Origin of the sequence: Pseudomonas sp. 2(2015), from assembly GCF_000955865.1 — a bacterium.
GTDB lineage: Bacteria > Pseudomonadota > Gammaproteobacteria > Pseudomonadales > Pseudomonadaceae > Aquipseudomonas.
Map to the genome: position 1 here is coordinate 485,432 of NZ_JYOF01000003.1, position 26,353 is coordinate 511,784.

The 26,353-nt window shown below is 64.5% G+C and carries 21 protein-coding genes; 11 read left to right on the top strand and 10 right to left on the bottom strand.

Annotated elements, in window-relative coordinates; all coding sequences use genetic code 11:
- Positions 1 to 36: 36 nt before the first annotated feature.
- A complete protein-coding gene (locus UB48_RS05165) occupies positions 37 to 9,303 on the bottom strand; it encodes a non-ribosomal peptide synthetase (RefSeq protein WP_045194612.1) in 9,267 nt (3,088 codons plus the stop codon).
- 225 nt (positions 9,304 to 9,528) lie between these two features.
- On the opposite strand from UB48_RS05165, the gene UB48_RS05170 reads away from it, so the two are divergent.
- The 8 genes from UB48_RS05170 to UB48_RS05205 are packed head-to-tail and all read left to right on the top strand — an operon-like array spanning position 9,529 to position 15,638.
- Positions 9,529 to 10,731, top strand: a complete 1,203-nt coding sequence (locus UB48_RS05170; protein WP_045194614.1) for a PepSY domain-containing protein — start codon at positions 9,529 to 9,531, stop codon at positions 10,729 to 10,731.
- Complete coding sequence (locus UB48_RS05175) at positions 10,728 to 11,264, top strand: hypothetical protein (protein WP_045194615.1); 537 nt, start codon at positions 10,728 to 10,730, stop codon at positions 11,262 to 11,264. The genes UB48_RS05170 and UB48_RS05175 overlap by 4 nt, the downstream gene beginning before the upstream one ends.
- Positions 11,264 to 11,578 (top strand): hypothetical protein, encoded by a 315-nt coding sequence (locus UB48_RS05180; RefSeq protein ID WP_045194616.1) that lies wholly within the window; start codon positions 11,264 to 11,266, stop codon positions 11,576 to 11,578. Before UB48_RS05175 ends, UB48_RS05180 begins: the two co-directional genes overlap by 1 nt.
- Positions 11,575 to 12,144 carry a DUF6162 family protein gene (locus UB48_RS05185; protein WP_045194618.1) on the top strand — a complete coding sequence of 190 codons (570 nt, stop codon included), beginning with the start codon at positions 11,575 to 11,577 and terminating at the stop codon, positions 12,142 to 12,144. Before UB48_RS05180 ends, UB48_RS05185 begins: the two co-directional genes overlap by 4 nt.
- Before the next feature lie 14 nt (positions 12,145 to 12,158).
- Positions 12,159 to 13,076 carry a metal ABC transporter substrate-binding protein gene (locus UB48_RS05190; RefSeq protein WP_045194619.1) on the top strand — a complete coding sequence of 306 codons (918 nt, stop codon included), beginning with the start codon at positions 12,159 to 12,161 and terminating at the stop codon, positions 13,074 to 13,076.
- Positions 13,073 to 13,822, top strand: coding sequence for a metal ABC transporter ATP-binding protein (locus UB48_RS05195; protein ID WP_045194621.1), 750 nt, complete (start codon positions 13,073 to 13,075; stop codon positions 13,820 to 13,822). Before UB48_RS05190 ends, UB48_RS05195 begins: the two co-directional genes overlap by 4 nt.
- On the top strand, positions 13,822 to 14,721 hold the full coding sequence (locus tag UB48_RS05200) for a metal ABC transporter permease (protein WP_045194622.1): 900 nt from the start codon (positions 13,822 to 13,824) through the stop codon (positions 14,719 to 14,721). Before UB48_RS05195 ends, UB48_RS05200 begins: the two co-directional genes overlap by 1 nt.
- The gene (locus UB48_RS05205) at positions 14,718 to 15,638 is read left to right on the top strand and encodes a metal ABC transporter solute-binding protein, Zn/Mn family (RefSeq protein ID WP_045194625.1); all 921 of its coding nucleotides are present in this window, start codon (positions 14,718 to 14,720) and stop codon (positions 15,636 to 15,638) included. Before UB48_RS05200 ends, UB48_RS05205 begins: the two co-directional genes overlap by 4 nt.
- A gap of 81 nt (positions 15,639 to 15,719) precedes the next feature.
- Here UB48_RS05205 and UB48_RS05210 read toward each other — a convergent pair whose 3' ends face one another.
- The 6 genes from UB48_RS05210 to UB48_RS05235 all read right to left on the bottom strand — a co-directional run bounded on the left by UB48_RS05210 (position 15,720) and on the right by UB48_RS05235 (position 19,678).
- Positions 15,720 to 16,799, bottom strand: a complete 1,080-nt coding sequence (locus UB48_RS05210; protein ID WP_045194627.1) for a DUF1615 domain-containing protein — start codon at positions 16,797 to 16,799, stop codon at positions 15,720 to 15,722.
- 60 nt (positions 16,800 to 16,859) lie between these two features.
- A complete protein-coding gene (locus UB48_RS05215; RefSeq protein ID WP_045194629.1) occupies positions 16,860 to 17,528 on the bottom strand; it encodes a hypothetical protein in 669 nt (222 codons plus the stop codon).
- 72 nt (positions 17,529 to 17,600) lie between these two features.
- Entirely contained in the window at positions 17,601 to 18,095 is a 495-nt protein-coding gene (locus UB48_RS05220) for a DUF1543 domain-containing protein (RefSeq protein WP_045194631.1), read from the bottom strand.
- A 14-nt stretch (positions 18,096 to 18,109) separates the two neighbouring features.
- On the bottom strand, positions 18,110 to 18,661 hold the full coding sequence (locus UB48_RS05225; protein WP_045194633.1) for a hydrolase: 552 nt from the start codon (positions 18,659 to 18,661) through the stop codon (positions 18,110 to 18,112).
- A 63-nt stretch (positions 18,662 to 18,724) separates the two neighbouring features.
- A complete protein-coding gene (locus UB48_RS05230; protein WP_045194635.1) occupies positions 18,725 to 19,444 on the bottom strand; it encodes a thioesterase II family protein in 720 nt (239 codons plus the stop codon).
- Positions 19,445 to 19,453: 9 nt separating this feature from the next.
- On the bottom strand, positions 19,454 to 19,678 hold the full coding sequence (locus UB48_RS05235) for an MbtH family protein (RefSeq protein WP_038994517.1): 225 nt from the start codon (positions 19,676 to 19,678) through the stop codon (positions 19,454 to 19,456).
- A 163-nt stretch (positions 19,679 to 19,841) separates the two neighbouring features.
- Between UB48_RS05235 and UB48_RS05240 the strand changes: the two genes are divergently transcribed.
- Together UB48_RS05240 and UB48_RS05245 are read left to right on the top strand one after the other, a co-directional pair.
- A complete protein-coding gene (locus UB48_RS05240; protein ID WP_052676485.1) occupies positions 19,842 to 20,405 on the top strand; it encodes a hypothetical protein in 564 nt (187 codons plus the stop codon).
- 26 nt (positions 20,406 to 20,431) lie between these two features.
- Positions 20,432 to 21,193, top strand: a complete 762-nt coding sequence (locus tag UB48_RS05245; protein ID WP_156160172.1) for a hypothetical protein — start codon at positions 20,432 to 20,434, stop codon at positions 21,191 to 21,193.
- Positions 21,194 to 21,199: 6 nt separating this feature from the next.
- Here the strand turns inward: UB48_RS05245 and UB48_RS05250 are convergent, their stop codons facing one another.
- Positions 21,200 to 22,546 carry a VWA domain-containing protein gene (locus tag UB48_RS05250; protein WP_045194640.1) on the bottom strand — a complete coding sequence of 449 codons (1,347 nt, stop codon included), beginning with the start codon at positions 22,544 to 22,546 and terminating at the stop codon, positions 21,200 to 21,202.
- Positions 22,547 to 22,726: 180 nt separating this feature from the next.
- On the opposite strand from UB48_RS05250, the gene UB48_RS05255 reads away from it, so the two are divergent.
- Entirely contained in the window at positions 22,727 to 23,785 is a 1,059-nt protein-coding gene (locus UB48_RS05255) for an NAD(P)-dependent alcohol dehydrogenase (protein WP_045194642.1), read from the top strand.
- A 15-nt stretch (positions 23,786 to 23,800) separates the two neighbouring features.
- Here the strand turns inward: UB48_RS05255 and UB48_RS05260 are convergent, their stop codons facing one another.
- Together UB48_RS05260 and UB48_RS05265 are read right to left on the bottom strand one after the other, a co-directional pair.
- Entirely contained in the window at positions 23,801 to 24,889 is a 1,089-nt protein-coding gene (locus UB48_RS05260) for a polyamine ABC transporter substrate-binding protein (RefSeq protein WP_045194644.1), read from the bottom strand.
- Positions 24,890 to 24,935: 46 nt separating this feature from the next.
- A complete protein-coding gene (locus UB48_RS05265; protein ID WP_045194646.1) occupies positions 24,936 to 26,237 on the bottom strand; it encodes an FAD-binding oxidoreductase in 1,302 nt (433 codons plus the stop codon).
- Positions 26,238 to 26,353: the final 116 nt, after the last annotated feature.

Below are 26,353 nucleotides of genomic sequence, written 5' to 3' on the forward strand. Positions count from 1 at the left end.
GGCAAAGCCAATCGATAGATCCGTCCGGGCGCTGCTTCAATTCACCTGGTTACTGCCTGCGCGCTGAGGCGAGCGCCGGCGAATAGGGTGCTGCTGCAGCAATTGCGTTCTGCGCGCTAGCGCCTGATCCTTGCCGGCCTGCTCCTGCACGGCGCGCGAGGCGTCGAGCAGAGCCTGGAGCGGTTGCTCTGGCGCCTGAATCATCTGTTCGAGTACCAAGGCCGTCTGCGCAAACAGACAGGCCATGTCATTGCTTTCGTACAGCCCGGCAATGCATTTGAAGCCAACCCCGATGGTCGTCGACGAGTTGACGAACTCGGCGATCAGGTCCAGCTCCGCCGCCGCCTGCCCCGCGGCCCAGGGCCTGATCTGCAGCCCATCGATAGCCACCGGCTGCGCCCCTTGTTCCTGGTAGATGAATTTGATCGCGAACAACGGCGACTTGCCTGAACGACGCGGCAACCGCAGCGCCTCCACCAGGCGATCGAACGGCAGGTCCTGATGGTCCGAAGCACCGATGACCGTGGTGCGGCAGGACGCCAGGAAACTGCCGATCGTCTGTTGTTGATCTACCGAGAGTTGCAGTACCAATTGATTGACGAAGAAGCCGACCATTTCTTCAACGCCGGCGTGATTTCGGTTGGCGACATCCGTCCCCAGGCGGACCCGGGCAGCGCCACAGCGCTGGCTGACGACCAGGGCAAAGCCGGCCAGCAGGAGCATGTACAGGGTCAGGCCCTGTGCCTTGGCAAACTGACGCAAGCGCTCGCTCAAGCCCTGCTCAAGGGCAAACTCGTACACCTCGCAGTCTTGCTGCTGATCGGCGGATGCGCCGCTGCCACTGGCCGGCAAGGTGGTGAAGACATGCTCGCTGCCCAGTTGCTGCTGCCAGTACTGCAACTGCCGGTCATGCTCCCCAGCTGCCAGCCATTGACGCTGCCACACCGCAAAATCGAGGTACTGCAGGCCTGGCGCGCTCAAGCCAGGCGCCACACCGGTGGCAAATGCCTGGTAGAGCGCGCTGAACTCGCGGATCAAAATGGCAAACGACCAGTGGTCGGCGACGATGTGATGCAGCGTCACCAGCAACACGTGGCGCTCTGGCTCGGTGCACAGCAACTGCACCCGCAGCAGCGGCCCACGCTGCAGGTCGAAGGGGCGCAGGGCCTCTTGCTGCACCTGTTGCGCCAGCACCACCTGCCGGTTGGCGCTGTCCAGGGCCTGCAAGTCGACACTCTCGAACGGCACGGGCAAGTGCGCCTGGACCCGCTGCCAGCTTTCGCCCTGATCCTCGAAGAACGTCGTGCGCAGCACCGCGTGGCGCGCAACCAGGGCTTCGAAGGCCAGGCGCACGGCCTCGACCTGCAATGGCCCGAGCAACTCCAGCGCGCGCGGAATGTTGTACATCGAACTTTGCGGTTCAAGTTGCCAGAGGAACCACAAGCGCTGCTGAGCATAAGACAGCGGCTGCGGCTGCGAAGCATCGACCCCATGCAAGTCCGGCAGCACGCGTCGGCTTCCGGTTGCCGGTAACTGCTCGACGAATGCCTGTAGCGACGGGCTGTCGAACAGCGCGCGCAAAGGCAGGTCCAGCTGCAGTTCATGGCGCAGTCGACTGATCACCTGGGTCGCCAGCAATGAATGGCCGCCCAGCTCGAAGAACTGGTCGTCGAGCCCGACCCGCTCAAGCTTGAGGACCTCCTGCCAGACTTGGGCGACCTGCTGCTGCAGCGCGGTGCTGGCGGGCCGATAAGGCTTGCTGGCGACGCTGCTGTCGGCCTGGGCCAGCAAGGCCTTGCGGTCGAGCTTGCCGTTCGGGGTCAAGGGCAGATGGGCAACGACGCTCAGGCGTGTCGGCAGCATGTGCGCCGGCAGGTTCAAAGCCAGGGACTGGCGCAACTCGCTGCACAGTTGCTGGCCCTGCGCCGCGTCCTCGAACAGCTGCCGGTCGGCCCCCACCAGGTAGCCCACCAACTGCTGTACACCTTGCTCTTGCTGGGCCACAACCACCGCATCACGGACCCGCGCATCGGCCAGCAAATGACGCTCGATCTCACCGGTTTCGATACGAAAGCCACGGACCTTGACTTGATGATCGGCACGCCCGGCATACTCGATCTGCCCATCTGCCGCGTAGCAGCCCAGATCGCCAGTGCGGTACAGGCGCCCGCCAGGTTGCGCGGCGAACGGGTCCGGCACAAAGCGTTCGGCCGTCAACCCGGGCCGCGCATGGTAACCCCGCGCCAGTGCGTCGCCGGCAATGCACAACTCGCCAACCACGCCCGCAGGCACTGGCTGCAGGGCCGGCCCCAAAACCAGCAGCCGGACGTTATCGAGCGGCCGCCCGATCGGCACCATGACCCGTTCCAGCGCCCCGGTGAGCATGGCGAAGGTGACCTCGATGGTGGCTTCGGTCGGCCCGTAGAGGTTGACCAGCGTACCCGGCCAGCGCTGCAACAACTGGTTGGCCAGGGTTGCACTCAAGGCCTCGCCCCCCGCCATCAGATAGCGCAAGCTGGCCATGTTCTGCGCCGTCGCCGCCGGCAGTACCGCCTGCAGCAGCGAAGGCGCCGCCTGGACAATGGTGATGCCCAGTGCTTCGACCCGGGCCCAGAGCCTGGACATATCGGCTGACAAGCCCGGCTCGGCAATGACCAGTTGTGCCCCGCAGATCAATGGCAGCCAGCACTCCCAGACCGAAGCGTCGAAGCTCAGGGCGGTCTTTTGCAGAACCCGGTCGGCAGGCTCCAGTTGCAGGGTGCGCTGCATCCAGTGCATGTGATTGGCCAGCGCCCCGTGCCGCACCTGCACGCCTTTCGGGGTGCCGGTGGAGCCTGAGGTGTAGATCATGTAGGCCAGGTTGTCCGGGTGCAGGCAGGTGCTGACATCGGCGATTGGCGGCCCGGCGTAGGCTGCGCTGTCGAGCACCAGGCGGGTAACGCCCGCCGGCACGTCCAGCGCAAGGCCCGGCTGAACGAGCAACAAGCGCGCGGCGCTGTCGTCGAGCATGAAGCGGATGCGCGCCTGCGGATAACCGGGGTCCAGTGGCAGATAGGCGCCACCGGCCTTGAGGATCGCCAGCAAGCCAATGATCATCTCCAGGCTTCGCTCGACAGCAATGGCGACGACCACCTCGGCCCCTACCCCAGCCTCACGCAAACGGACTGCCAACTGGTTGGCTGCGCTGTTCAATTGCTCGTAGCTCAGGCGCTGGCCGGCATACTCGACGGCACAGGCCTGCGGCGTGCGCGCCGCCTGCTGCCGCACCCAGTCATGGATAGCCAACGGCGGCACGTCCACCGGCGGCTCAGGTTGAGCCCGCTGCAACACCGCCTCGCGTTCGGCCTGCGCCAACATCTGCAGTTCGCCCAGCGGCGTCGACAACGCGTGCGGCAATTGCTCGAGCACAGTGCGCAAATGCTCGGCCAGGCCCTGCAGCGCCTGCTCGCCGATGGCGTCGCAGGCATAGTCGTAATCGAGCTGCAGCTCATCGCCCACGCTCACCGCCACCGACAACGCGTAGTGGGTCTGCTCCTGGTTCGCCACCGCACCAAACCGAGGGCCCTGCTGTTGTTGCAACGCCTCGGCCAGCGGGTAGTTCTCGAACACCAGAATATGGTCGAACAACGCATGGGCCTGATGCCCCGCCCAGCGCTGGATTTCGAACAGCGGGGTTTGCTCGTGCTCGCGCACCGCAAGGTTGAGCGCCTGCACCTGCTCCAGCCACTGCGCCAGGGTCTGCTCGGGCCGCGGGCTGGCAATGATCGGCAGGGTGTTGATGAACAGGCCAATCTGCTGCTCGATCCCCGGCAGCGGCAGGCTGCGCCCGGCCACCGTGGTGCCCACCACCACGCTGCGGCGCCCGCTATAGTGCTGCAGCAACAGCAACCAGGCCGCCTGCACCAGGGTATTGAGGGTGATTTTCTGCTGACGGGCGAAGGCATTTAGCTGCGCGGTGCGCTGCGCGTCGAAGCGCTGGACCAGGCTTGCACGCAGGCCCTGGGCCTGTGCCCGGCCCGCTTCGGGCAGGTAGCGCGCCAGGTGCCGCGGCTCGTCCAGCGCCTGCAGCTGCGCAGTCCAGAACTGCTGGGCTGCCCGTCCATCAAGACCCTGCAAATGCTCGATGTAGTCGCGGTAGCGGCTTGCCGGCAAGGCGCCAGGCTGGTCGTTGTAACGCGCCAGCACTTCGCCGAGCAGCCTGGCATTACTCCAGCCATCCATCAGGATATGGTGGTGGGTGTAGATCAAGTGATGCCGCTGCTCACCGGTGCGCACCAGATCGAAGTTCAACAAGCCCGCGACCTGCAGGTCGAAGCCGTGTTGACGCCGGCTCAGGGCCAGGCCCTGGAGCCTGGACGCCAGCCCGGCATCGCCGCGCCAGTCATGCTCGCGCAGATCAAGCCGGACCTGCTTGCAGACAAACTGCAGCGGCTGTGCCAGGCCGCCGTCCCAGATAAAACCACTGCGCAGAATATCGTGGGCCTGCACCGTCGCCTCCCACGCCTGGCGAAAGCGTTCCGGCTCCAGGCCGTCGACGTCAACCCGTAACTGGTTGACGTACTCGGCACCGTTGTTGCTGTACAGGGCATGAAACAGCATGCCCTGCTGCATGGGCGACAGCGGGTAAAGCTCATCGACCTGGCCGAGCAGCGGCGCAAGCTGATCGAGTTGCGCCTGCCCAAGCCTGGCCAGGGGGAAATCCGATGGTGTCGCCTGCGCGCCTGGCAGCTGGCAGCAATGCCCGATCAAGCCTTGCAGCTCATCGAGGTAGGCATCGGCCAAGGCCTGGACGGTACTTGCCTGGAACATGGCTTGACTGAACGTCAGGCGCAGGCCCAGTTGCCCTTCATAGACTTGCCCCTCGATACTCAGCCAGTTGGCCAATGGCGCATCGCTGGCCTGCCCGGCGCCACCCGGCTCACTGGCCGGATACAGCAAGGCGCGCTCGTCGAACTGACTGTCAAAGCGCCCCAGGTAGTTGAAGGTGATGCGCGGTGCAAGCGCATCGCCGCCCAGGCTTGCGCGCTGCTGCGCGCTCCCCAAGTAACGCAGCACGCCAAAGCCCAGGCCTCGATCAGGCACCGCCCGCAACTGCTCCTTGATCGATTTGATCGAAGCCCCAAGATCATCCTCGGGTACCAGCCGAAGCGGGAAAATACTGGTGAACCAACCCACGGTACGGGTCAGGTCCAGGTGCTCGAACAGATCTTCGCGGCCATGGCCCTCCAACTGCAGCAACGCACTGTCATGCCCCGTCCAGCGACACACCGCCCGCGCCAGGGCGGTCAGCAGCAGATCATTGACCTGGGTGCGGTAAGCGCCCACGGCGTCCTGCAACAATTGCCGGGTGTGCTGCACATCGAGGCGGATTTCAATGCTTGCCGCGTCGCGGTTGTACAGCGTGCCCTGGCGGTTGTCACAGGGCAGGTCCACAGCGTGCTCAAGCTGCGCTTGCCAATATGGCAGTTGCTCGCCGGCACGCTCGAGGTAATCCTGCAGCTGCACAGACCAGGCCTGATAGGCACTGGTCTTGGCGGGCAGTTGCACAGCTTGCCCGGCCTGCAACCGGGTATAGGCCGACTGCAGGTCTTCGAGCAGGATCCGCCAGGAAACCCCGTCGACCAGCAAGTGATGAACCACCAGCAACAGGCGTTGACTGCCATCGCCCATGTGCACCAACAGGGCCCGCAGCAACGGCCCCTGCTGCAGATCGAGGCTGCGCTGGGCGGCTTCGCACAGCTCAAGTAGCTGGGTCGGCGTATCGGCCTGACGCTGCCACAGCTCAAGGGCCGCTGGCGGGGCCTGGTGAAACTGGCGCCAGCTCGCGCCCAGCGGCTCAAAGCGCAAGCGCAGGGCATCATGGTGATCGACCAGCGCCTTGAGCGCCGCTTCCAGCAACGCAGGCTCCAGCGTTTGCCGCGCATTGAGCAGCAATGACTGGTTCCAGTGCGCCGGTTGCGTCAGTGACAGCTCAAAAAAGCCCTGTTGCACCGGGGTCAAGGCTACATCGCCATGCACCGGCCCCTGCTCGATTTCGCGCACCGTACCGGCTTGCGCCGCCTGCGCCAGGCTGCGCAACGTCTGGTACTGGAACAGATCGCGCGGCGCCAGCAGCAGGCCGGCCTGGCGCGCGCGGCTGACCACCTGGATGGCAATGATCGAGTCACCGCCCAGCTCAAAAAAGTTGTCATCCAGACCAATGCGTTCATGCCCCAGCAGGGTCTGCCAGATCTGCGCCAGGGCGCGTTCACGTTCACTGCCCGGGGCCTGGTAGGCGCCTTTGGGGGCAGCCTGGGGCGCAGGCAACGCCTTGCGGTCGAGCTTGCCGTTGGGTGTCAGCGGCAACGCCGGCAAGACCATCAGGTGATTGGGCAGCATGAACTCGGGCAGGCTCTGCAGCAGCCAGGCCTTGAGCCGGGCTTGCCAGTCGTCCGGCGCCTCACCTTCAAACACCAGGTACGCCACCAGTTGCTTGCCCTCCGGGGCCAGCACCACGGCCTCGCGCACCAGAGCATGCTGAACCAGGCGCGCCTCGATTTCGCCCAGTTCAATGCGCAGGCCGCGGATCTTGACCTGATGATCAAAGCGCCCCAGGTACTCGATAACCCCGTCGACCCGCTGTCGCACACGATCGCCAGTGCGGTACAAGCGCTCGCCACTGCCAAACGGGTCAACCACAAAGCGCTCGGCGGTCAACCCCGGGCGGCGGTGATAACCGCGGGCCAGGCCTTGCCCCCCGAGGTACAGCTCACCCGCAACACCGGGCGGTACGGGCGCGAGGCTAGCATCCAGCACCAGGGTACGCAGGTTGGCGATCGGCACCCCGATCGGCACGCTGTCGCGGCCCTCGTCCACACAGCTCCAGTGGGTGACATCGATGGCCGCTTCGGTAGGGCCGTAGAGGTTGTAAAGCCCGGCCTGCGGCAACTTGGCAAACACCTGTTGCTGGGCATCCACCGGCAGCGCCTCGCCACTGCAGACGATACGCTTGAGGCTGCGACAACCCTCGACACCCGGCTCATGAATAAATGCCTGGAGCATCGACGGAACAAAATGCAGGGTAGTGACCTGATAACGCTCGATCGTGGCAATCAGCCGCGCAGGCTCGCGGTGTTCGCCCGGCGCGGCCACCGCCAGGCGGGCACCGCTGAGCAGCGGCCAGAAGAACTCCCAGACCGACACGTCAAAGCTGAACGGGGTTTTTTGCAGTACCGTGTCGCCGGCCTCCAGGCCATAAGCCTGTTGCATCCAGCACAGCCGGTTGACCAGCGCCGCGTGGCTGTTACCGGCGCCTTTGGGGCGGCCGGTGGAGCCCGAGGTGTAAATCACATAGGCCAGCTGCAGCGGGTCGACGACGATGTTCGGGTTGCTCGTGGCGTAGCCACCCAGCCAGGCACCGGCCTGGTCCAGCACCATCACCTGCACCGCCTGCAGCGGCAAGCGCTCGGTCAGCGCCGCCTGGGTCAGTACCAGGCGCACGCCGCTGTCCTCGATCATGTAGGCCAGCCGCTCGGCCGGGTAGTCGGGGTCGAACGGCACGTAGGCGGCGCCGGCCTTGAGGATCGCCAGCAGGCCGACAACCATCTGCAGCGAACGCTCGACAGCAATGCCGACCAGGCTGTCGGCACCGATGCCGGCTTCGATCAGGCAATGGGCAAGCTGGTTGGCGCGGGCGTTGAGCTCGGCATAGCTGAGCGTTTGATCGGCAAACAGCAACGCCGTGGCATGGGGGCTGCGCTCGACCTGGGCTTCGATCAGCCGGTGCAGCGGTTGCTGCAGTGGATAATCAACGGATGTCGCGTTCCAGTCGACGACGATACGCTGCAACTCTTGAACATCAAGCATGCGCAACTGCTCGACAGGCGCGTGCGGTGCGGCCAGCATCGAACCCAGCAGGTTCTGCCAATGCCGGCCCATGCGCTCGATGGTTGGCGCCTCGAACAGGTCGCTGGCGTAGGTGATTACAGCCTGCAGACGCCCGCCCTGCTCAAAGGTATCCAGGCTCAGGTCAAACTGGGTGGTGCGGCTTTGCCAGTCGACCTGGCTCATCTGCAGCCCGCCCGCCAGGTGCAGCGTGGTGACGTCGGCGACCTGCGGCTGATGGTTGTACATCACCTGGAACAACGGCGTGTGGCTGAGGCTGCGCTCAAGGGCAAAGGCCTCCAGCAGTTGCTCGAACGGCAGGTCCTGGTGCGACTGGGCCCCCAACACCGTGTCCTTGACCGCCGCCAGCAGTTGGCTGACGGTCGTCTGCCCGTCGAGCCGGGTACGCAGTACCTGGGTGTTGACGAAGCAGCCGATCAGGCCTTCGATCTCACTGCGGTTGCGGTTGGCAATCGGCACGCCAACGCGCAGGTCACCCTGACCTGTGTAGCGGTACAGGAGAATGTTGAACGCCCCGAGCAGCAGCATGAACAGGGTCACGCCCTGGCTGCGGGCAAACGCGCCCAGGGCCTCGGCCAGTTGCGGGTCCAGGCTCAAGCGCTGGCGTGCACCGCGATAGCTGGGCAACGCCGGGCGCGAATGATCCAGCGCCAGTTCCAGCGGCGGGTGCTCCTCGCCCAACTGCGCGCGCCAGTAGTCGAGCTGACGCTGCTTCTCGCCCGCTTCCAGCCAGCAGCGCTGCCACAGGGCGTAATCGCTGTACTGGATGGGTAGCGCGGCCAGGGCCGGCACCTGCTTGCCCAGGTGCGCGGCGTACAACTGGCTGAACTCTTCAATCAGGACGTTCATCGACCAACCGTCGGAAACGATATGGTGCAAAGTCATCAACAGCACGTGCTCATCGGCCTTGAGCTTGAGCAGCAGCACCCGCAGCAACGGCCCCCGGGCCAGGTCGAAGGGCTGCAGCGACTGTTGCTCGGCCAGGGCCCGCACGCGCTGTTCACGTTCGGCGGCATCCAGCACACCGAGGTCCAGGTGCTCGACCTGCGGCCATTGCGCAGCCGGCATCAGCGCCAGGCGCTCATCGGCTTGCTGAACAAACACGCTGCGCAGGGTTTCGTGGCGCTGTACCAGGCTGGCAAACGCCTGTTCCAGCGCCTCGACATCCAGGTTGCCCTGCAGGCGCACGGCGCTGGGCAGGTTGTAGGCCGCGCTGCCAGGCTCCAGTTGCCACAACAGCCACATGCGCTGCTGGGCATAGGACAAGCCGCCCTGCCCGGCCACCGGCACCTGGGCCGGGATCGGGAACTGGGCAAAGTCGACCCCTTCGCGGGCCAGCCCCTGAAGAAAGATGCGGCGCTTTTCCAACGGCAACTCTATGAATCGGCGGGCAAGCTTGCGGGCATCTTCGGCATTCATCGACTTTCATCCATCCAGGGGAACAACGAGCCTGCAGGCCCGGTAATTCAAGAAAAACGGATGACCGCGAATGAAAATTAAGCGCATCGGGCTGATGACCCAGCAGCTTTGAAACATTTGCTTTCAACTAACCCTGCGGGTTTTACGATTCTCGTTCGTCTTATCTATTGCAGTCCCAAGGCTGAGCATTGGCTCGACCTCAATTTCTCTGAAAAGACACCTGCAATGTCCCAGAAAGCGAAAAAGTCCAAATCCAGGCTGTGGTTCCTGGTCCATAGCTGGCTCGCCCTGCCGATCTGGTTTTTCGTCCTGATCGTCTGCGTCACCGGCACCCTGGCGGTGGTCAGCCAGGAGATCGTCTGGCTGGCCAACCCTGATGTGCGCGCCAGCAAGCCTGACGGCGACGCCGAGCGGCTGAGCTTCCAGCAGGTGCTCGATGCCCTGCACAAGGCCGAGCCGGACATGGCCGTGCGCTTTATCAGCCAGCCGGACGGTTCGCACTTTGCCCTGACCGCGGCGGTCACCTTCCCCGACGGCAGCGCCCCGACCCTGTACGTCAACCCCTATACCGGGGCGATCCAGGGCAAGAGCCCGGCGTTCAACTTCGAGGGTTTCACCCGTGCCCTGCACGGCTGGTGGCTGGTGCCGTTCACCAATGGCTACAGCTGGGGCTGGTACCTGGTGTCGCTGCTCGGCCTGCCGATGCTGGCCTCGCTGGTTACCGGGCTGGTGGTCTATAAACGCTTCTGGAAGGGATTCTTTAAGCCGACGTTGCGTTTTAACCATGGCGCGCGGATCTTCTGGGGCGACTTCCACCGCCTCAGCGGCATCTGGTCGATCTGGTTCATTGCGGTGATTTCCATCACCGGCACCTGGTTCCTGATCCAGGCGATCCTCGGTGACAACCACATCACCATTTCCACCGAACCGGTGGTGCCGGTGATTGCCCGCGAAGACGTGCCGCGCACCGAATCCGGCGCACCGGCACCGCGCATCAGCCTGGATGACGCCACGCGCATCGCCAAAGAGCAGATCCCCGGCCTTGATGTGAGCTTCGTGTCGCTGCCCGGCAACGCCTACGCCCACGTCTACCTGGGCGGGCGCGGCTGGTACCCGCTGATGTTCCAGACCGTCAACGTCAACCCGTACAACAGCAAGATCGAGGCGCAGTTCCTGATCAACGACCGCTCGACCCTGGAGTTCGTCACCGAATCCATGCGCCCGCTGCACACCGGTGACTTCGGCGGCCTGGCGATCAAGCTGATCTGGGCGTTCTTCGGCCTGGTGCTGTCGATGATGGTCTTGAGCGGCCTGCTGATCTGGACCAAGCGCACCGCCCAGGCCACCGCTGCCGCCCTCAAGCGCGAGCAAAGGCCGCGCAAGCAAACCGCCAGTGCTACCGACACCGCCACGGAGGCCAGCCTATGAGCAAGGCAGCAGTTGCGCCGCAAAGCCCGTTGAGCCGCTTCTGGCACAAGTGGCGCTTTCACCTGAACATCCTGCTGTTGCTGATCCCGCTCGGCTTCATGCCCAAGTACTTTGCCGATGCCGCGCTGTTTCGCGGTGACAGCGGCCTGGGCGAGCGCGAGCTGGGCGAGATCAAGGTCGGGCCGTGGAGCGTGCAGCTGGCCGAGTTGCGCGATGAAGCACCGCGCGCCGATGGCCCTGCCGGTTACTTCAAAGCCTTCAACATTGCTCTGTGCCAGGCCTGCATTCCCGAGGTCAAGGCCGCTTACCTGCGCATCGGCAAGCCGCGCAGCCTGCGCGCCGCCGGGACGATTTTTTTCGGCACCCCGTACCGCATGAGCACCAGCCTGCCAGTGCCGGCCAAGACCCGCGCCGATGCCGAAATCTGGATCACCCTCGAAGGCTGGGACGGCAGCATGCAGCAGGCTGCCGTGCCGCTGAGCAAGGCCTCGCCGGCCACCGTCGCCTGGCTGAACAAACAAGGAGGCAAATGATGACGTTGCGCAAACTGCTGCTGGCGTTGCTGCTGCTTGGCGCAAGCGGCCAGGCCATGGCCCACAACCCGATGTGCGAATGCAAGCCGATCGATGGCGGGCAAATCGAATGCACCGGCGGCTTTTCCGACGGTAGCGGCGCGCCCGGGGTAACCCTCGACGTGATCGGCTACAACGAAGAGATCCTGGTGCCGGGCAAGCTGGGGGAAAACTCCAAGCTGACCTTCAAGCGCCCTGAAGGCGAGTTCTATGTGCTGTTCGACGCAGGCCCCGGCCACGTGGTGGAAATCGACTACGCAGATATCGAGCAATGAGCCGCGTGCAGGTGGTGCGCCCGGCCGGTGCCGGGCATGAAACCCTGTACGTGCTGCTGGTCAGTTTGTTGATCCTGGCGGTGGCCGCCGGCATCGTCGCCCTGCGCGGCGAACGGCATGACGAGGTCAGCATCGAGGCCCACCAACTGGATGCCCGCCGCGACCTGACGGCCGCCGAGCAAGGCGTGTATGCCGACCTGCGGGTGGCCTTCGACGAGATCCAGGCACGCCGCGAAGAAGCCCCACAGTTGCTGACCGTCGAAGACCTGGCCGAAGAAGGCTTCCCGCCCTTCGTCGCCGATGCCAGCGCCGCCAGCCGCGGCCAGCACCACTGGCAACTGCTGCAGGAACGCGCCTACCTGGGCCTGAGCCAGGCCAGCACGGTGGCCGGCAGCTTCCTCTTGCTGGTGCCCGAGGCCCACGATGGTGTCGCTGATGTCTGGCTGCAGCGCAGTCCTTCCGCCAGCGCCCCTGCCGACTTCAGCCAGGCCGCGCTGATCGCCGCCGGCTGGCAACAGATCGCCGCCCACTACGACGCCGGCGTCACCCGCCAGCATCGTCACTGACACAAGGACGCCCCATGTTTCGCGCCACCCTCGCCCGTCGCCTTCTAAGTGTGTTCCTCGCCTGCGCCCTGCCCGCCCTGGCGGTGGCCGATAACGGCAAGCCGCTGCGTATCGGCATCACCCTGCACCCGTACTACAGCTACGTGAGCAATATCGTCGGTGACAAGGCCGAGGTGGTGCCGCTGATTCCGGCCGGCTTCAACCCCCATGCCTACGAGCCACGGGCCGAGGACATCAAGCGCATCGGTACCCTGGACGTGATCGTGCTCAACGGCGTCGGCCATGACGACTTTGCCGACCGGATGATCGCCGCCAGCGAAAAACCCGCCATCGCCACCATCGAATCGAACAGCAACGTACCGCTGCTGGCCGCCACCGGCGTGGCCGCGCGCGGCGCCGGCAAGGTGGTCAACCCGCATACCTTCCTGTCGATCAGCGCCAGCATCGCCCAGGTCAACAACATCGCCCGCGAACTGGGCAAGCTCGACCCGGACAACGCCAAGTACTACAGCCAGAACGCCCGCGCCTACGCCAAGCGCCTGCGCAAACTGCGCGCCGAAGCCCTGGCCCAGGTCACCGAAGCGCCGGGCGCCGAATTTCGCGTGGCGACCATCCACGCCGCCTACGATTACCTGGTGCGCGAGTTCGGCCTGGAGGTCACCGCCGTGGTGGAACCGGCCCATGGCATCGAACCCAGCCCGAGCCAGCTGAAAAAGACCATCGACCAGCTCAAGGCCCTGGATGTGAAGGTGATCTTCTCGGAGATGGACTTCCCTTCGGCCTATGTCGAAACCATCCAGCGTGAGTCAGGGGTGAAGATCTACCCGCTGACGCACATCTCCTACGGCGAATACAGCAAGGAGAAGTACGAAGTCGAGATGAAGCGCAACCTCGACACCGTGGTGCGGGCGATCAAGGAGTCCCAGGCATGACCGTGGCCCAGCCGCTGCTCAACCGCGCCTGCGGGCCGGACATTGCCTTCGCCGAGGTCGACCTGACCCTGGGCCGCACGCGCATCCTCGACAAGGTCAGCTTCAACGTTGCCGCCGGCAGCGTGCATGCGCTGGTCGGGCCCAATGGCGGCGGCAAGAGCTCGCTGATCAAGACCCTGCTCGGGCAGATGCCGCACCAGGGCCAGTTGACCCTGACCTGGCCGGGCGACCAGCAGATCATCGGCTACGTACCCCAGGCCCTGGAATTCGACCGTGGCCTGCCAATGACCGTGGACGACTTTATGGCCGCCATGTGCCAGCGCCGGCCGGCCTTTCTCGGCCTGTCAGCCAAGGTGGCGCCGGCCATCGACGCGGCGCTGCAGCGGGTGGGCATGCTCGACAAGCGCAAGCGGCGCATGGGCGCGCTCTCCGGGGGCGAGCGCCAGCGCGTATTGCTGGCCCAGGGGTTGATCCCGGCGCCGCAATTGCTGGTGCTCGATGAGCCGATGTCGGCGCTGGACGAGGCCGGTATCCAGGTGTTCGAGCGCCTGCTGCACGAGTGGCGCGCTGCCGGCACCACGGTGCTGTGGATCGAACACGACCTGGAAGCCGTGGCACGCCTGGCCGACCGCGTTACCGGCCTGAGTCGCCGGGTGCTGTTCGATGCGCCGCCGAAACAGGCACTGACCCCGGACCGCCTGCTCAGCCTGTTCTCCATCCACCCGCGCAGCGAGAGCACCGCCTGATGAACTACGAAGAATTTCGCCTGCTGATCCAGGGCTGGGCCACTGCCGGTTACCTGCCCGAGGCCCTGGCCTACGGCTTTGTGGTCAATGCCCTGCTCGCCGGCCTGATGATCGGCCCGGTGCTCGGCGGCCTTGGCACCCTGGTGGTGGTCAAGCGCTTTGCCTTCTTCTCCGAAGCGGTCGGCCACGCGGCGCTGACCGGCGTTGCCATCGGCATCCTGCTTGGCGAACCCTACACCGGTCCCTATGGCAGCCTGTTTGGCTACTGCCTGCTGTTCGGCATCCTGCTGAACTTTCTGCGCAACCGCACCGGGCTGTCGCCCGACACCCTGATCGGCGTGTTCCTCTCGGTATCCTTGGCCCTGGGCGCCAGCCTGCTGCTGATGCTGGCCGGCAAAATCAACGTGCACATCCTCGAGAACGTGCTGTTCGGCTCGGTGCTGACCGTCAGCGGCCAGGACCTGCTGGTGCTCGGCATCGTCGGCAGCCTGGTGCTGGCCCTGGCCTTGCCGCTGTACAACCGCATCATGCTGGCCAGCTTCAACCCGCAACTGGCGGCGGTGCGCGGCGTTGCGGTGAAGAGCCTGGACTACCTGTTCGTGGTGCTGGTGACCCTGGTCACGGTGGCGGCGGTGAAAGTCATCGGTGCAATTCTGGTCGGCGCCTTGCTGGTGATTCCGGCAGCGGCGGCGCGCTTGATCAGCCAGTCGCTCAAGGGCTTTTTCTGGGCTTCGGTGCTGATCGCCACCCTGAGCACTTTGGTAGGCATCCTGCTGCCGATCGTCTTCGACCTGCCGGTGCCTTCGGGTGCGGCGATCATCCTCGTCGCCGGCTGCTGCTTCGCCCTCGCCGCCCTCGCCCGCGGCCTTGTTCCACGCCTGCAAGGAAACCCGGCATGACCTTCAAACTCCAGCACCTGTGCCTGGCCCTGGCCCTGGCCGGCCTGCCGACCCTGAGCCTGGCCCAGAGCGCCCCGGCAGCGGCCAAACAACAAGCGGCCGGGGTGACCGTTCTGGCCTCACTGCCGGTGACCAACACGCTGGCCAGCGCCCTGCTCGACGGCACCTCGGTAAAACTGCAACGGGCAGCGCCGGCGAATATTCCGGCCTCGCGCCAGCCCTCGTACTTCAGCGGCCGCGGTGGTGCCAGCCTGCAAAAGGCTGCTGGCGGCGCCGATGCGGTGATCGGCCTGCGCTCGATCTGGAGCGACGACCCGTTGTACCCGGTGGCGCGGCGCAGCAATATCCGCATCGTCGAGATCGACGCCGCGCGCCCGGTCGATGGCGCCCTGCCGGGCATCGCCGTGCAGGGCAACAATGCCTTTGCCGGCTACCCGTGGCTGAACCCGAGCAACCTCGGGCGCATGGCCGATGTGCTGGCCAACGACCTGGGGCGCTTGAGCCCGGCCGACCAACCGAAAATCCAGAGCAACCTGGCGGCGCTCAAACGCCAGTTGCTCGAGCTCAGTGCCGGCAGCGAAGCGCGCCTGGCCGAAGCGGACAACCTCAGCGTGGTGAACCTGTCGGATCGCCTGGATTACCTGGTCAGCGGATTGAACCTGGACCTGATCGACCACCCGCAGGTGGCCGATGACCAGTGGGATGCGGCGGCGCTCAAGCGCCTGGGCGATGAGCTCAAGAACCAGGAGGTGGCGCTGGTGCTGCATCACAAGCAGCCGAGCAAGGAAGTCGCCGAGGTGATAGCAGCCTCCGGGGCCAAGTTGCTGGTGGTGGAGACCGATGCCCAGGATTCACTGGCGGGGTTGAAGGCCAGTGTCGAGCAGGTGGTGGGGGCGTTGGTCGCAGGCAATGGCTGAGGGCCTCATCGCGGGTCAAGCCCGCTCCCACAGGTCCGGTGTACGCAGATCTACTGTAGGAGCGGGCTTGACCCGCGATGCTCAACGTTTCATACAGCGCTGATAACGCTCATCAACGCGCTTGGCAAACCACGCCGTGGTCAGTTTGCGGGTGATCTTGGGGCTTTTCAGTTCGATCCCCGGTAGCTGCGCCCGCGCCACCGCCTTGCCCGCCGCACCGTCGGCCAGGGCATACACGCCCTTGTACAGGCGGGTGTCTTCGAATTCCAGGCTATCGCCCTTCTCCAGCTGGTTGCGGATGCTGACATTGCGCAAGTCCAGCTTCTGCCCCAGGCGCCTGGCCGCCTGCTCGGTGCTGCCGGGCATGATCGCCCCCGGCGCGATCAGGTCGCCGTCGAGCGCCAGCTTCACCCCGGTAGCGCGGCTCAGAGCACTCTGGAACGCTGCATTGCGGCTGGCGTACCAACCGGCATTGAAGTCGCCGAAGCGGTACAGCTGACGGTCATAGTGGGTGGGGTAACCGAGCAGGTGGGCGATGCCGAAATACATGCCGCCACGGCGGCTGAAGACCTCCTGGCGAATGGTTCCGGCATAGGTGTAGGGATAACCCTTGGCATGCTGCTCGGCAAAGTCGATGCTGACCTGCATCGGCCCGCCGGTACGCACCGGGTTCAAACCACCGAGCAGGGTCTTGCCCATGGGCAAGGCGCCGATCAGTTCGTCAAACAGGTCACTGAGCTGTTTTTCGCTGCGCACCGCATCAAGGCGCTGGCCGTAGGTTTTGCCACTTGCCGAGCGGGTCTGCAGGGTGGCGTCGATCAGCAGTTTGGGAATGTGCAGGCTGGCGGCGCGGCGGTCGATCTCTTGCCGGGCGATGCGACCCAGGCCCGGTACTTTCGGGTCGGCCTGGAAGGTTGATTCCTGCTCGGTGACCGCCAGTACCGCGCACAGGTTGCTCTTGCTGGCGCTGAGCTGCTGCGCGGCGAAGGCGCCCTGGATATCCCGCGCCCAACCTTCACGGTCGTTGGCGCTGGCCGGCAGCAGGCGCACGATCTGCGCGCGCACCTTGGCCGGGTCCTGCTCAGGGGCTTCACCCTGGGTGACGCAACCCTGAAGCGCCAGCAGCGCGCTGATCACAACCAGCCAACCAGTTACCTGCATAAGCCCTCCCGCCGCATCGGGCAATAGCTGCACAGTAGCGGCGCGCGGACACGACTGCAATCAGCAGCCTGGTTTGCTCAGTTGCGTGCCGATGGTCACCGCCGTGATCGCCACCGGCTTGAAGCTCTGCAGGGCAGCCGGATCGTAGCTGCGCTCGCAGTTGTATTGGTTTTCCATGACGAAGTCTTCGCCCTTGTGCTTCTTCATCTCGTCTGCCCACTTGCTCGAGGCGGCGATGGCTGCGTCGTCGGTGAGCATGACCTCGGCCAGGACCTGGGTGAAGCCGACCGCATGCGGCCCTTCCCACAAGGCATACACCGACGGGTCGGCGGCGTTGCCACACATCTCCAGGCAGTCGGCGTAGAACTCCAGCGGGCCACCGGTGGATTCATGCAGGGCGGCGATGGTCAGCGGCTGGTTGGCCGCTGGCGCGAAGCTGCCGATGAACGAGCTGAGGTCGGCCTTGCAGGTCGGCGACAGCTGCAGGCGCAGGTCGTTGATGCTGCCGCCGGCGGCGTCGGCAGTAATTTCGCAGCCCTGTACCTTATAGGTGTGCTTGTCACCGAAGCTGGTGCGGGCAATGCCTGCGACCGACTCGAAGTACTTGAGGTTGGTGCCGAGCATTTCACCATTGAAGACCTGGGCAACGGTGGCCTGGGCCTGGGCAAACAACGGCAGGCAGGCCAGGGCCAGGGTCGAGCCGATAGTCAGCAATGCACGCGGTTTCATCTGAACATCCTGTAAGTAATGAAGTGGCGCGCACTGTAATGCACAGCAGCGCGCAACACCACCACCTGCGGCTCAGGACAGGATGATGTAGTCGCTGTACTGGGCCAAGGCTGCGTGCGGCCCCGGCTGCAGCGTCACATAGCGCCCGCCGACCTGGTCGACCGCCACGCAGTCGTCGACATCCAGCAACGCGTCGGTGTGCGGTTTGCTCCAGTGCCGGGCCATCTGCTGCTTGCCCTTGGCCTTGGCTTGCTCTTTGTTGCTGGCGACCACCAGCAGGTAGTGATGCGCCTCGCCAAAGCAGCCCGGCTCGTAACCGCCAAGGTTGATGAAGTACAGGCGCGGCTCGCCCGGCGCCGGTTGCAGGTCCGACCAGCCCAGCTTGAAGCCCTCTACCCCGTCGACCTCAAGCCAGGAGTCGATATGCAGGCCCTTGGCGCTGCCGAACCACTGCTCGCGCAACTGCGGGTAACAGGCCGCCAGCGACGGCCCGACGACAAAGGCCACATCGTGCACCTCGATCCTGGCCCGCGGGTGCTTGCCGCCGAGCATCACCACATACAGCATCGAAGGTGTAGCGCTCACGGCTGTTCGCCCACCATGTAGGTCTTGCTGATGTGGCGAAACTGTTCATGGGCCGAACTGCCCATCAATTCGAACACCACCATCTCGCGGGTGACGATCTGCGCCCCGGCGGCGCGCATGCGGGCAATGCCGGCGTCACGGTTGTGGGCACCGCGACAGTCGCAGGCATCCTCGACCACGAACACCTGCTTACCCAGCTCCAGCAGGCCGAGCACGCTTTGCAAGACGCAGATATGGGTTTCCATGCCGCAGACGATCACCTGCTCGCGGGCCAGCAGCGCTGCCGGCAGGCACTCGGCAGCCACGCAGGAAAAGTGCAGTTTCTCGACCACCGCAGCGCCGGGCGAAGCCTCCTTGAGCTGCGCCACGGTCGGCCCCAGGCCCTTGGGATACTGTTCGGAAAACACCGTCGGCAGGCCCAGGGTAGCGGTCGCCGCCAACAGCCAGCGGGTGCGTGCGAGGGTGCCGGCCGGGTCGCTGACCGCGCCAATGAGTTTTTCCTGAACATCGATGACCAGCAAGCTGGCCTGATTCGGCTTGATCAACATCCTCTGCCCCTGGGTTGCGGGTAAAGCCCAAGGCTCGCCCATCAGACCGCGCTGCGTCAATGCTCAAGCCGACAGCCGATGGGGCTCCAGGGCAGCGCTGAGCACGCCGAGCACGCGCGCTTCATGCTCGTGAATGAAGAAGTGGCCACCGGGGAAAATCTCCAGCGAGAAGTCGCCGACACTCTCCTGGCGCCAGGCCAGCAGTTGCTCTTCGCTGGCCTTGTCGTCTTCCCCGCCGAGCACATGCACGGGGCAACGCAGCGGCGGGCGCTGGCGATATACGTAGCGTCCGCACAAGAGGAAATCGGCGCGCAGCACCGGCAGGGTCAGGCTCATCAGCTCCTGATTGGCCAGCACCTCTTCCGGCGTGCCTTGCAAGGTGCGCAACTCGTCGATCAATACTTCATCGCTCTTGGGCTCGCGCCACTTGCCGCCGTCGTAGTCTTCACGCCGGGTGGGCGCGGCCGTGCCGCAGGCGAACAGCGCCACCGGCGGCGGACAGCCCAGCGCCTGCAGCTCGTGGGCCAGCTCGAAGGCCAGCAAGGCGCCCAGGCTGTGGCCGAGCAAGGCATACGGCTGGCTGGCCGCCAGCCGTTGCTCGCTGGCCAGCTGGCGGGCCAGCACCTGCATGTCGGTCAACAGCGGCTCGCCCAGGCGCGCGCCGCGCCCGGGCAGTTCCACCGGGCGCACCTGCAACCAGGCCGGCAGCTTGCGCCGCCAGCGGCTGTAGACCATGGCACTGGCGCCGGAATACGGCAGGCACAGCAGGGTCAATGCAGACACGGCCGCCCCTTACTGCGCCGCAGCGGTTTCGGCCATCTTCTGGCGCAGGCTCAAAGGACGCATATCGGTCCAGACTTCGTCGATGTAGGCCAGGCATTCTTTTTTCAGGCCGCTTTTGCCCACGGTCCGCCAGCCCGCCGGGATCGCCTTGTAGTCGGGCCAGATCGAATACTGCTCTTCGTGGTTGACCACCACCTGGAACACGATGTCTTCGCGGTCGAATACCGATGTCATTGCCTGTCTCCTCGATTGATTGGGCCCGTCACGCCAATGGCGTACGGTGGCTTTCAAGAGAACGAACGACAGGTGCAATAAATTAAGTGGAGTAAACATCTCTGGATGAGATGATGGCCTTTTAGTAGCATCTATGCCTTTCATCCCCCATGGAGCGGGTTGCATGCAACAGATCGAACAAGACTTCATGACTCTGTTCAATTGCCACTGGTACAAGGACTTCCCCGTCGTCACAGGCCAGTACACCAACCCGGCAAACTGGACAGCCCATGTGGGCTTCGTGGTGCGCGAATGTGGCAGTCTGCTGGGAGCGCGCACGTTGTACGAAAAAAACGGTCGCCTCGATGCAGTAATGTCCTATCCCAATGGTCAGGTCGTCTCGAACATTGAATGGGAATGGATCGAAGCGCAGAAGGATACCGTCAACGAAATCCGCAAACTGCATGCTCGAAAAGACCAGCCGCTGTTTTCGACCTTTATCTCCTATTGCAATGCTGCGGCGCTTGAATCTGTGCTCGAAAAGGCTCAGAGCGAATGGCAACAGGCCGACGAATCACTGTTGCTGTTCATCGTTACCTTCGAGAAGGACAGCGGCGACCGCTGGTTCAAACATCTGAACAGCTATCGTCTCAGCGGGACCCGACTCGATCTGGTACGCACCCAGCCAGCGCTATCCTGGGAGCGCCCGGGAGCAGTCGAAGCCCGCCCCGAATCAATCCATCTGTAGCTACACGCCTCAACTGCGGAGTTTCAATGCCCCCTCCACTCTCGGCACCAAGTTTGCCTGCAGGCAGTTTTGTTACGCACAACGCAGGTATTTGGTCACCCAGTCCGGTGTTGGTAGACCTGCTGCTTACAGCACGCCACGGCTACGCCTGGCCGCTACACGACAGTAATGCCTGCAGCCAGCAACGCATCATCAACCTGGAGTCCCAGGTCGCCGCTTGGCTAAATCCGCTTACCCCAACAACAGCACATTTGATTGTCCTGAATGTCTCGGCCTGGGCAGGGAACCAGGCCAACATTCACCAGTTGATCGCTCAAGCTACAGCTCATGAGCGACTGCTGATGCAAAATGCCTTGCAGCTTTGCTCGTCACCAAACTCTCTAACCGCTGGCTTGCACGCGCTTTGCCAACTGCCGGGAGTAAGCCTGGTGATTGCGTCGAAAATCTACCGGTTCTGCCAGCCAGTGAAAGGTGCCGCTGTCGACCGCCATGCCTCCTACTTCACCAACTCCTTGTCCCCCCCAGGTGTGCAAACCGAATTTCTACGCAGATGGAGCACCGCAAATCATGATCGTTCCCGCCTGGAAACATTCAACGCGCCAGACCTCAACCACAATCTGAACCACTACATCGACGCTTATCTTCCGCTGCTCGACGGTATTGCCGCTGCCATGAACGCCACCGGCCATTACTTCCAGTGCGCCGCTAGCGGGCACTATCAGCAATGGACGCCTGCTGACGTAGAGATGGCCGCCTTCTACTGGTGGGCCTGCAACGGCGCTCAGTGATGCTACTTAAGTCACCAGCACACTGACCAGCTCACAACGCTGGAACGGTCCTGAAGCCTGGCTTTCACCGCTGACCACTACCTGCACGCTGTAGGAGCCTGGCACCGGGGTGTCGAGCCAGGTACCGAGTTGACCGGCGCCGCTGCCCAGATGCACCACCCGCTCCTGATGGGCGAGGATGTCCAGTTCCGGCAGCAAGGTATGACGCAGCGCCGCCAGGCGCGCCAGGGGTTCGGCGATGCCCTGGGCGCGGTCGAACGGCAGCGCCTGCACGGTGTAGAGCTGGTCGTCGTATTTGACCAGGGCGTCGGCCAGGCTGATGGTCGGCCCCTGCACGATGGCATGGGCGCGGACATTGCTGAGCACTTCGCCACCGGCCTCCAGGTGCACCGTCAGCGACAGCGGCTGGCCGGCCGTGTGCCGCGCGGCCATCTCCACGCTCAGACGGATGTCGGCCAGGCCGCTGCGCACCGTTGCCCCGTGCTGCAACGCCCCGGCGGTGCAACTGATCGATTGCCCGCTGCCGGCGAACTCGACCTGCAGGTACCATTGCCCCGGTGCCGGCTGGGGAATATTGAAGATGACAAAACCGGCACCGATGATGCTCGGCGCCCGCAGGCTGACGGCGCCGCTGGGGTCGACCAGGCTTACTGAGAGCTGATTGCCGCGCGGGCTGGCGCTGGTGTAGCTGACTTCGCGGCGCGACCACACCAGCGACAACTGCGCAGCACCCGGGCGCTGGCCGATCACCACCGGAATCAACTGGTAGCCATGCTGGGCGATATCGCACAACTGGTTGTTCAGCAACGCCGCCCTGGCACTGGAGGCGCGGATCTGGTTGTAGACCTTCATCAAGTCCACCGCCCGCGGCGCATAGAAGTAGCGACCACCGGTGCGCTGAGCAATCTGCTGCAACAGGTGCTGGTCTGCCTGCGGGCCGAGGGCGCAGGCCATCACCGGGTAGATCGGCAGCACCTCCAGCGGTGACGGCCCGTCGTTGTGCTGGCCGTCGCTGAGCAGCACGCAGGCGCGGGACAGCCGCGAGGCGTCGAGAAAACTGCGACTGTGCTGCAAGCCCAGGCCGATGGCGCTGGACAGCCCGTCAAAGGCCAGCCCGGCGACCGCGGTGGCGGCGCTGGCGGTGATGTTGAGCAGCGGGTCGACCGTGGCCAGGCCGCCGTTGCCGGTGAATACCGTGCGCGCCTTGTGGTCACAGGCGACCACCGCGAGCTTGTCGCCGGCCTTGTGCAGGCGCAGGAACGCCTGGGTGTCGATCAGCGCCTGCTCGACGTGCCCATATTGGCTCATGCTTTCCGATATATCGATGATCGGCACAACTGAAACGGTGCTCATGCCCTGTGCTCCCTGCTCATGGGCTGTTTCTGGATCATAGCCACGGTGAATACCCTGTCAAACCGCTTCACTGACATAACGCCACCATTGGTCGCCTGAGGCTACGGCCGGCAAAAGTCGCCCGGGTAGCTATATTGAAGCGCTGAGCTTGCCCTCCGTCCGTAACCTTCAGAGGTGCCTATGTACACCATCGGATATGCAGCGCAACGGCCCGACGCGCCCCTCGCCCCCTTCCCGTTCGAACGCCGCGAGCTGCGTGCCAACGACGTAGCCATGGAGATCCTCTACTGCGGGGTGTGCCACTCCGACCTGCACCAGGCCCGCGACGACTGGGGCATCAGCCGCTACCCGATCGTGCCCGGGCACGAGATCGTCGGCCGGGTCACGGCAATCGGCAGCGAGGTGAAACGCTACAAGGTCGGCGACGCCGTGGCGGTGGGGTGCATGGTCGACTCCTGCCAGCAGTGCGACCAATGCCGCAAGGGCGAAGAACAACTGTGCCGCGAGACCAACACCCAGACCTACAATGGCCTGGACCGCATCACCAGGGCGCCGACCTACGGCGGTTACTCCAAGCACCTTGTGGTGCGCGAGGAATTCGTCCTGCGCGTGCCCGAAGGCCTGGACCTGGCCAAGGCGGCGCCGCTGCTGTGCGCCGGGATCACCACCTACTCGCCGCTGCGCACCTGGAATGTGGGCCCCGGCAGCCGGGTGGCGGTGCTGGGCCTGGGCGGCCTGGGCCATATGGCGGTGAAACTGGCTGCTGGCATGGGCGCCGATGTCACCGTGGTCAGCCGCAGCGCCGACAAGCTCGCCGACGCCCTGGCCCTGGGTGCCGACCAGCTGCTGGTGTCCGCCGACGCCAAGGCCATGGCCAGCGCCCGTTCAAGCTTCGATCTGATCATCGACACCATCCCGGTGCGCCACGACGTTTCGCCCTACATGGCCTTGCTCGACATCGACGCCACCCTGGTGATCGTCGGCCAGGTCGGGCCGATCGACGAGCAACAGACCGTACCCTTGATCCTCGGCCGCCGGCGCCTGGCCGGCTCGCCGATTGGCGGGATTGCCCAGACTCAGGAGATGCTCGATTTCTGCGCCAAGAAGAACATCCTGCCCGACTGCGAAATGATCCGCATGGAGCAGATCAACGAGGCCTTCGAGCGCATGGAGCGCTCCGATGTGCGCTACCGCTTCGTCATCGACATGGCCTCATTGCAGGCGCCTGCCAAGACCTGACAGCGCCTCGAGGGCTCAGGTGTTGGACTTGAGCCTGGTCCACAGCCGCGTGCTCAGGCGGGCGATGGCCGGCGGCAGGTCTTCGACGGTGAAGAGTTTTTCCATCACGCGCTTGGGTGGATAGATCGCCGCATCGTCCTTGACCGCCGGCGCCAGGAACGCATCCGCCGCGCTGTTAGGGTTGGCGTAGTGGATGCTGTTGCTGACGTTGGCGATCACCTGCGGGTCGAGCAGGTAGTTGAGGTAGGCGTAGGCGTTTTTCTCATGGGGCGCGCTTTTGGGGATGACCAGCATGTCCATCCACAGGGTCGAGCCCTCCTCCGGGATCGAATAGGCGATCTCGATGCCATTGTTGGCTTCCCTGGCGCTGGCCGCGGCCTGGACCACGTCACCGTTGAAGCCGATCACCGCGCAGATATTGCCGTTGGCCAGGTCACTGATGTACTTGGAGGCATGAAAGTACTGCACATAGGGGCGGATCTTCAGCAGCGCCTGCTCGGCCTGCTTGTAGTGCGCAGGTGTGTGGCTGTGGTGCGGCAGGCCGAGGTAGTTGAGGGTGATCGGCAGGATCTGCGTCGGGTTGTCGATGATCGCCACGCCACAGTGGCTGAGCTTGTTGATGCTCTCTTCGTCAAAGAACAGCTTCCACGAACGGGTGACGTCGGTGCTGCCGAAGATCGCCTTGATCTTCTCGACGTTGTAGCCGATACCGGCGGTGCCCCACATGTAGGGAAAACCGTACTGGTTGCCCGGGTCGTTGACCTCGAGCTTTTTCATCAGCAGCGGGTCGAGGTTCTTCCAGTTGGGCAACTGGCTGCGGTCCAGGGGCTGGATCGCCCCGGCCTTGATCAGCCGCGACATGAAGTGGTTGGAGGGGCTGACCACGTCATAGCCGGTGTTGCCGGTCATCAGCTTGGACTCGAGCACCTCGTTGCTGTCATGAATGTCGTAGGTGGCCTTGATACCGGTCGCCTTGGTGAAGCTGGGCAAGGTGTCGTCGGCGATGTAGCCGTTCCAGTTGGAGATGTTCACTTCTTCTACCGCCTGGGCGGCAGTGGCACAGGTGGCGAGCAAGGCAAACAGGGGCAGGGCTTTGAATGGCATGATCAATCACCTTTTGGCGAGCTTTGTTTTTGTTGGGCTAGGTGGGTCAGATTTCGGTCCTGGCTCGCAGCGCTTCCACGCGCATACGCAGCATGGCACCGATGTCGAGCAGCGGTTTGGGCGGCAGCCAGCCGGGTTGTGCGCGGGCCATGACCGAGGTCAGCAGCGGTGAGCTTTGGCCGCTGGCAAGCTCTGCCAGCAAGCGCCCCCACAGGGTGCCGCGGGCGACACCCGAACCATTGCAGCCGGCCACGGCAAACACGCCCTCCTCGACCCGGGCGAAATACGGCTGGCCGGAGCGCGAGGCGCTGAGGTGGCCGCTCCAGGTGAACTGGATGTCTTCGGCGCCAAACCACGGAAAGCGCCGCTGCAGGCCGCGCAGGTGGTGCCGCTGACGCTGGGCCAGTTCACTCGGGTTGAGGTCGCGGGCACGGTATTCGGCAGTGTTGCGGATCATCATCCGGCGGTCCGGAGTCAGGCGTACTGTGGCGCCCAGCGGCCGGGTCGAGAGCACGCCCCAGGGCTCGACGTTGCCGATGGCGCGGAACTCGGCGTCGGTCATCGGCCGGGTGAGGCTGGCGCTGAGCTCCATGGCAAAGGTGGCGCTGTGGTCGATGCCGGCACGCGGGATAAAAGCATTCAGGCACACCAGCACCTGCCTGGCTTCGATACTGCCATCGGCGCTGTTGGCGCGAATCCGGCCCTGGCCGAGGCGCTCAAGGCCGCTGATATCGGTGTCTTCGTACAGCGTGACACTGGCTGGCAATGCATCGAGCAAGCCTTTCACGTACCTGGCCGGTTGCAGCAAGGCATTGCCGTTGGCGCACCAGATCGCTGCCTGGTAATGACCGCTACCAAGCCTGTGCTTGAGCGCCGCGCCTTGCAGGAACTGCGCCTCGGCACCCACGGCACGCAGGGTTGCCAGCTTGGCTTCGACCTGGCTGAGTTTGTCTGGGTCGTTGACCGCAAAAAAGTAGCCGTCGTCACGAAACTCGCAGTCGATGTTGTGGCGCGCGATGCGCTGGCGCACTTCGTTGCTGGCGGCCTGGCCGATCGTGGTGTCGATTTCGTAGTCGGCAAAGCCCGGGCGCCCCAGCAGTTCGCTGTCTGCCGGGTGCTCATGGGCGACGACAAAACCGGAATTGCGCGCCGACGCGCCTTGCGCAGCGCTCTGGCGATCGACCACGACAACCCGCGCCTGCGGGTGCATCTCGGCCAGGGCATGGGCGGCGCTGAGCCCGGTGATGCCGGCGCCGATCACCAGCCAGTCGGCTTTTTGTGCGCCGCTCAGCCGAGCGCGTGCCGGTGAACTGCCCGCCAGGGCAATCCAGCCACATTGGTTTTTCATGCATTACCTCTCGACCTGTATGCACACAGCGCATGGACGTTTTATGCTGGTGGCGGTTGCCATGGCCAGAATCTAAAAGGTCTATGCCGATTCAGCCAACGTTATAAATTCATCGG

Coding starts and splice junctions, on each gene's coding strand:
- UB48_RS05165 (WP_045194612.1), bottom strand. CDS start 9,303: ATGAATGCCGAAGATGCCCGCAAGCTTGCCCGCCGATTCATAGAGTTG.
- UB48_RS05170 (WP_045194614.1), top strand. CDS start 9,529: ATGTCCCAGAAAGCGAAAAAGTCCAAATCCAGGCTGTGGTTCCTGGTC.
- UB48_RS05175 (WP_045194615.1), top strand. CDS start 10,728: ATGAGCAAGGCAGCAGTTGCGCCGCAAAGCCCGTTGAGCCGCTTCTGG.
- UB48_RS05180 (WP_045194616.1), top strand. CDS start 11,264: ATGACGTTGCGCAAACTGCTGCTGGCGTTGCTGCTGCTTGGCGCAAGC.
- UB48_RS05185 (WP_045194618.1), top strand. CDS start 11,575: ATGAGCCGCGTGCAGGTGGTGCGCCCGGCCGGTGCCGGGCATGAAACC.
- UB48_RS05190 (WP_045194619.1), top strand. CDS start 12,159: ATGTTTCGCGCCACCCTCGCCCGTCGCCTTCTAAGTGTGTTCCTCGCC.
- UB48_RS05195 (WP_045194621.1), top strand. CDS start 13,073: ATGACCGTGGCCCAGCCGCTGCTCAACCGCGCCTGCGGGCCGGACATT.
- UB48_RS05200 (WP_045194622.1), top strand. CDS start 13,822: ATGAACTACGAAGAATTTCGCCTGCTGATCCAGGGCTGGGCCACTGCC.
- UB48_RS05205 (WP_045194625.1), top strand. CDS start 14,718: ATGACCTTCAAACTCCAGCACCTGTGCCTGGCCCTGGCCCTGGCCGGC.
- UB48_RS05210 (WP_045194627.1), bottom strand. CDS start 16,799: ATGCAGGTAACTGGTTGGCTGGTTGTGATCAGCGCGCTGCTGGCGCTT.
- UB48_RS05215 (WP_045194629.1), bottom strand. CDS start 17,528: ATGAAACCGCGTGCATTGCTGACTATCGGCTCGACCCTGGCCCTGGCC.
- UB48_RS05220 (WP_045194631.1), bottom strand. CDS start 18,095: ATGCTGTATGTGGTGATGCTCGGCGGCAAGCACCCGCGGGCCAGGATC.
- UB48_RS05225 (WP_045194633.1), bottom strand. CDS start 18,661: ATGTTGATCAAGCCGAATCAGGCCAGCTTGCTGGTCATCGATGTTCAG.
- UB48_RS05235 (WP_038994517.1), bottom strand. CDS start 19,678: ATGACATCGGTATTCGACCGCGAAGACATCGTGTTCCAGGTGGTGGTC.
- UB48_RS05240 (WP_052676485.1), top strand. CDS start 19,842: ATGCAACAGATCGAACAAGACTTCATGACTCTGTTCAATTGCCACTGG.
- UB48_RS05245 (WP_156160172.1), top strand. CDS start 20,432: ATGCCCCCTCCACTCTCGGCACCAAGTTTGCCTGCAGGCAGTTTTGTT.
- UB48_RS05250 (WP_045194640.1), bottom strand. CDS start 22,546: ATGAGCACCGTTTCAGTTGTGCCGATCATCGATATATCGGAAAGCATG.
- UB48_RS05255 (WP_045194642.1), top strand. CDS start 22,727: ATGTACACCATCGGATATGCAGCGCAACGGCCCGACGCGCCCCTCGCC.
- UB48_RS05260 (WP_045194644.1), bottom strand. CDS start 24,889: ATGCCATTCAAAGCCCTGCCCCTGTTTGCCTTGCTCGCCACCTGTGCC.
- UB48_RS05265 (WP_045194646.1), bottom strand. CDS start 26,237: ATGAAAAACCAATGTGGCTGGATTGCCCTGGCGGGCAGTTCACCGGCA.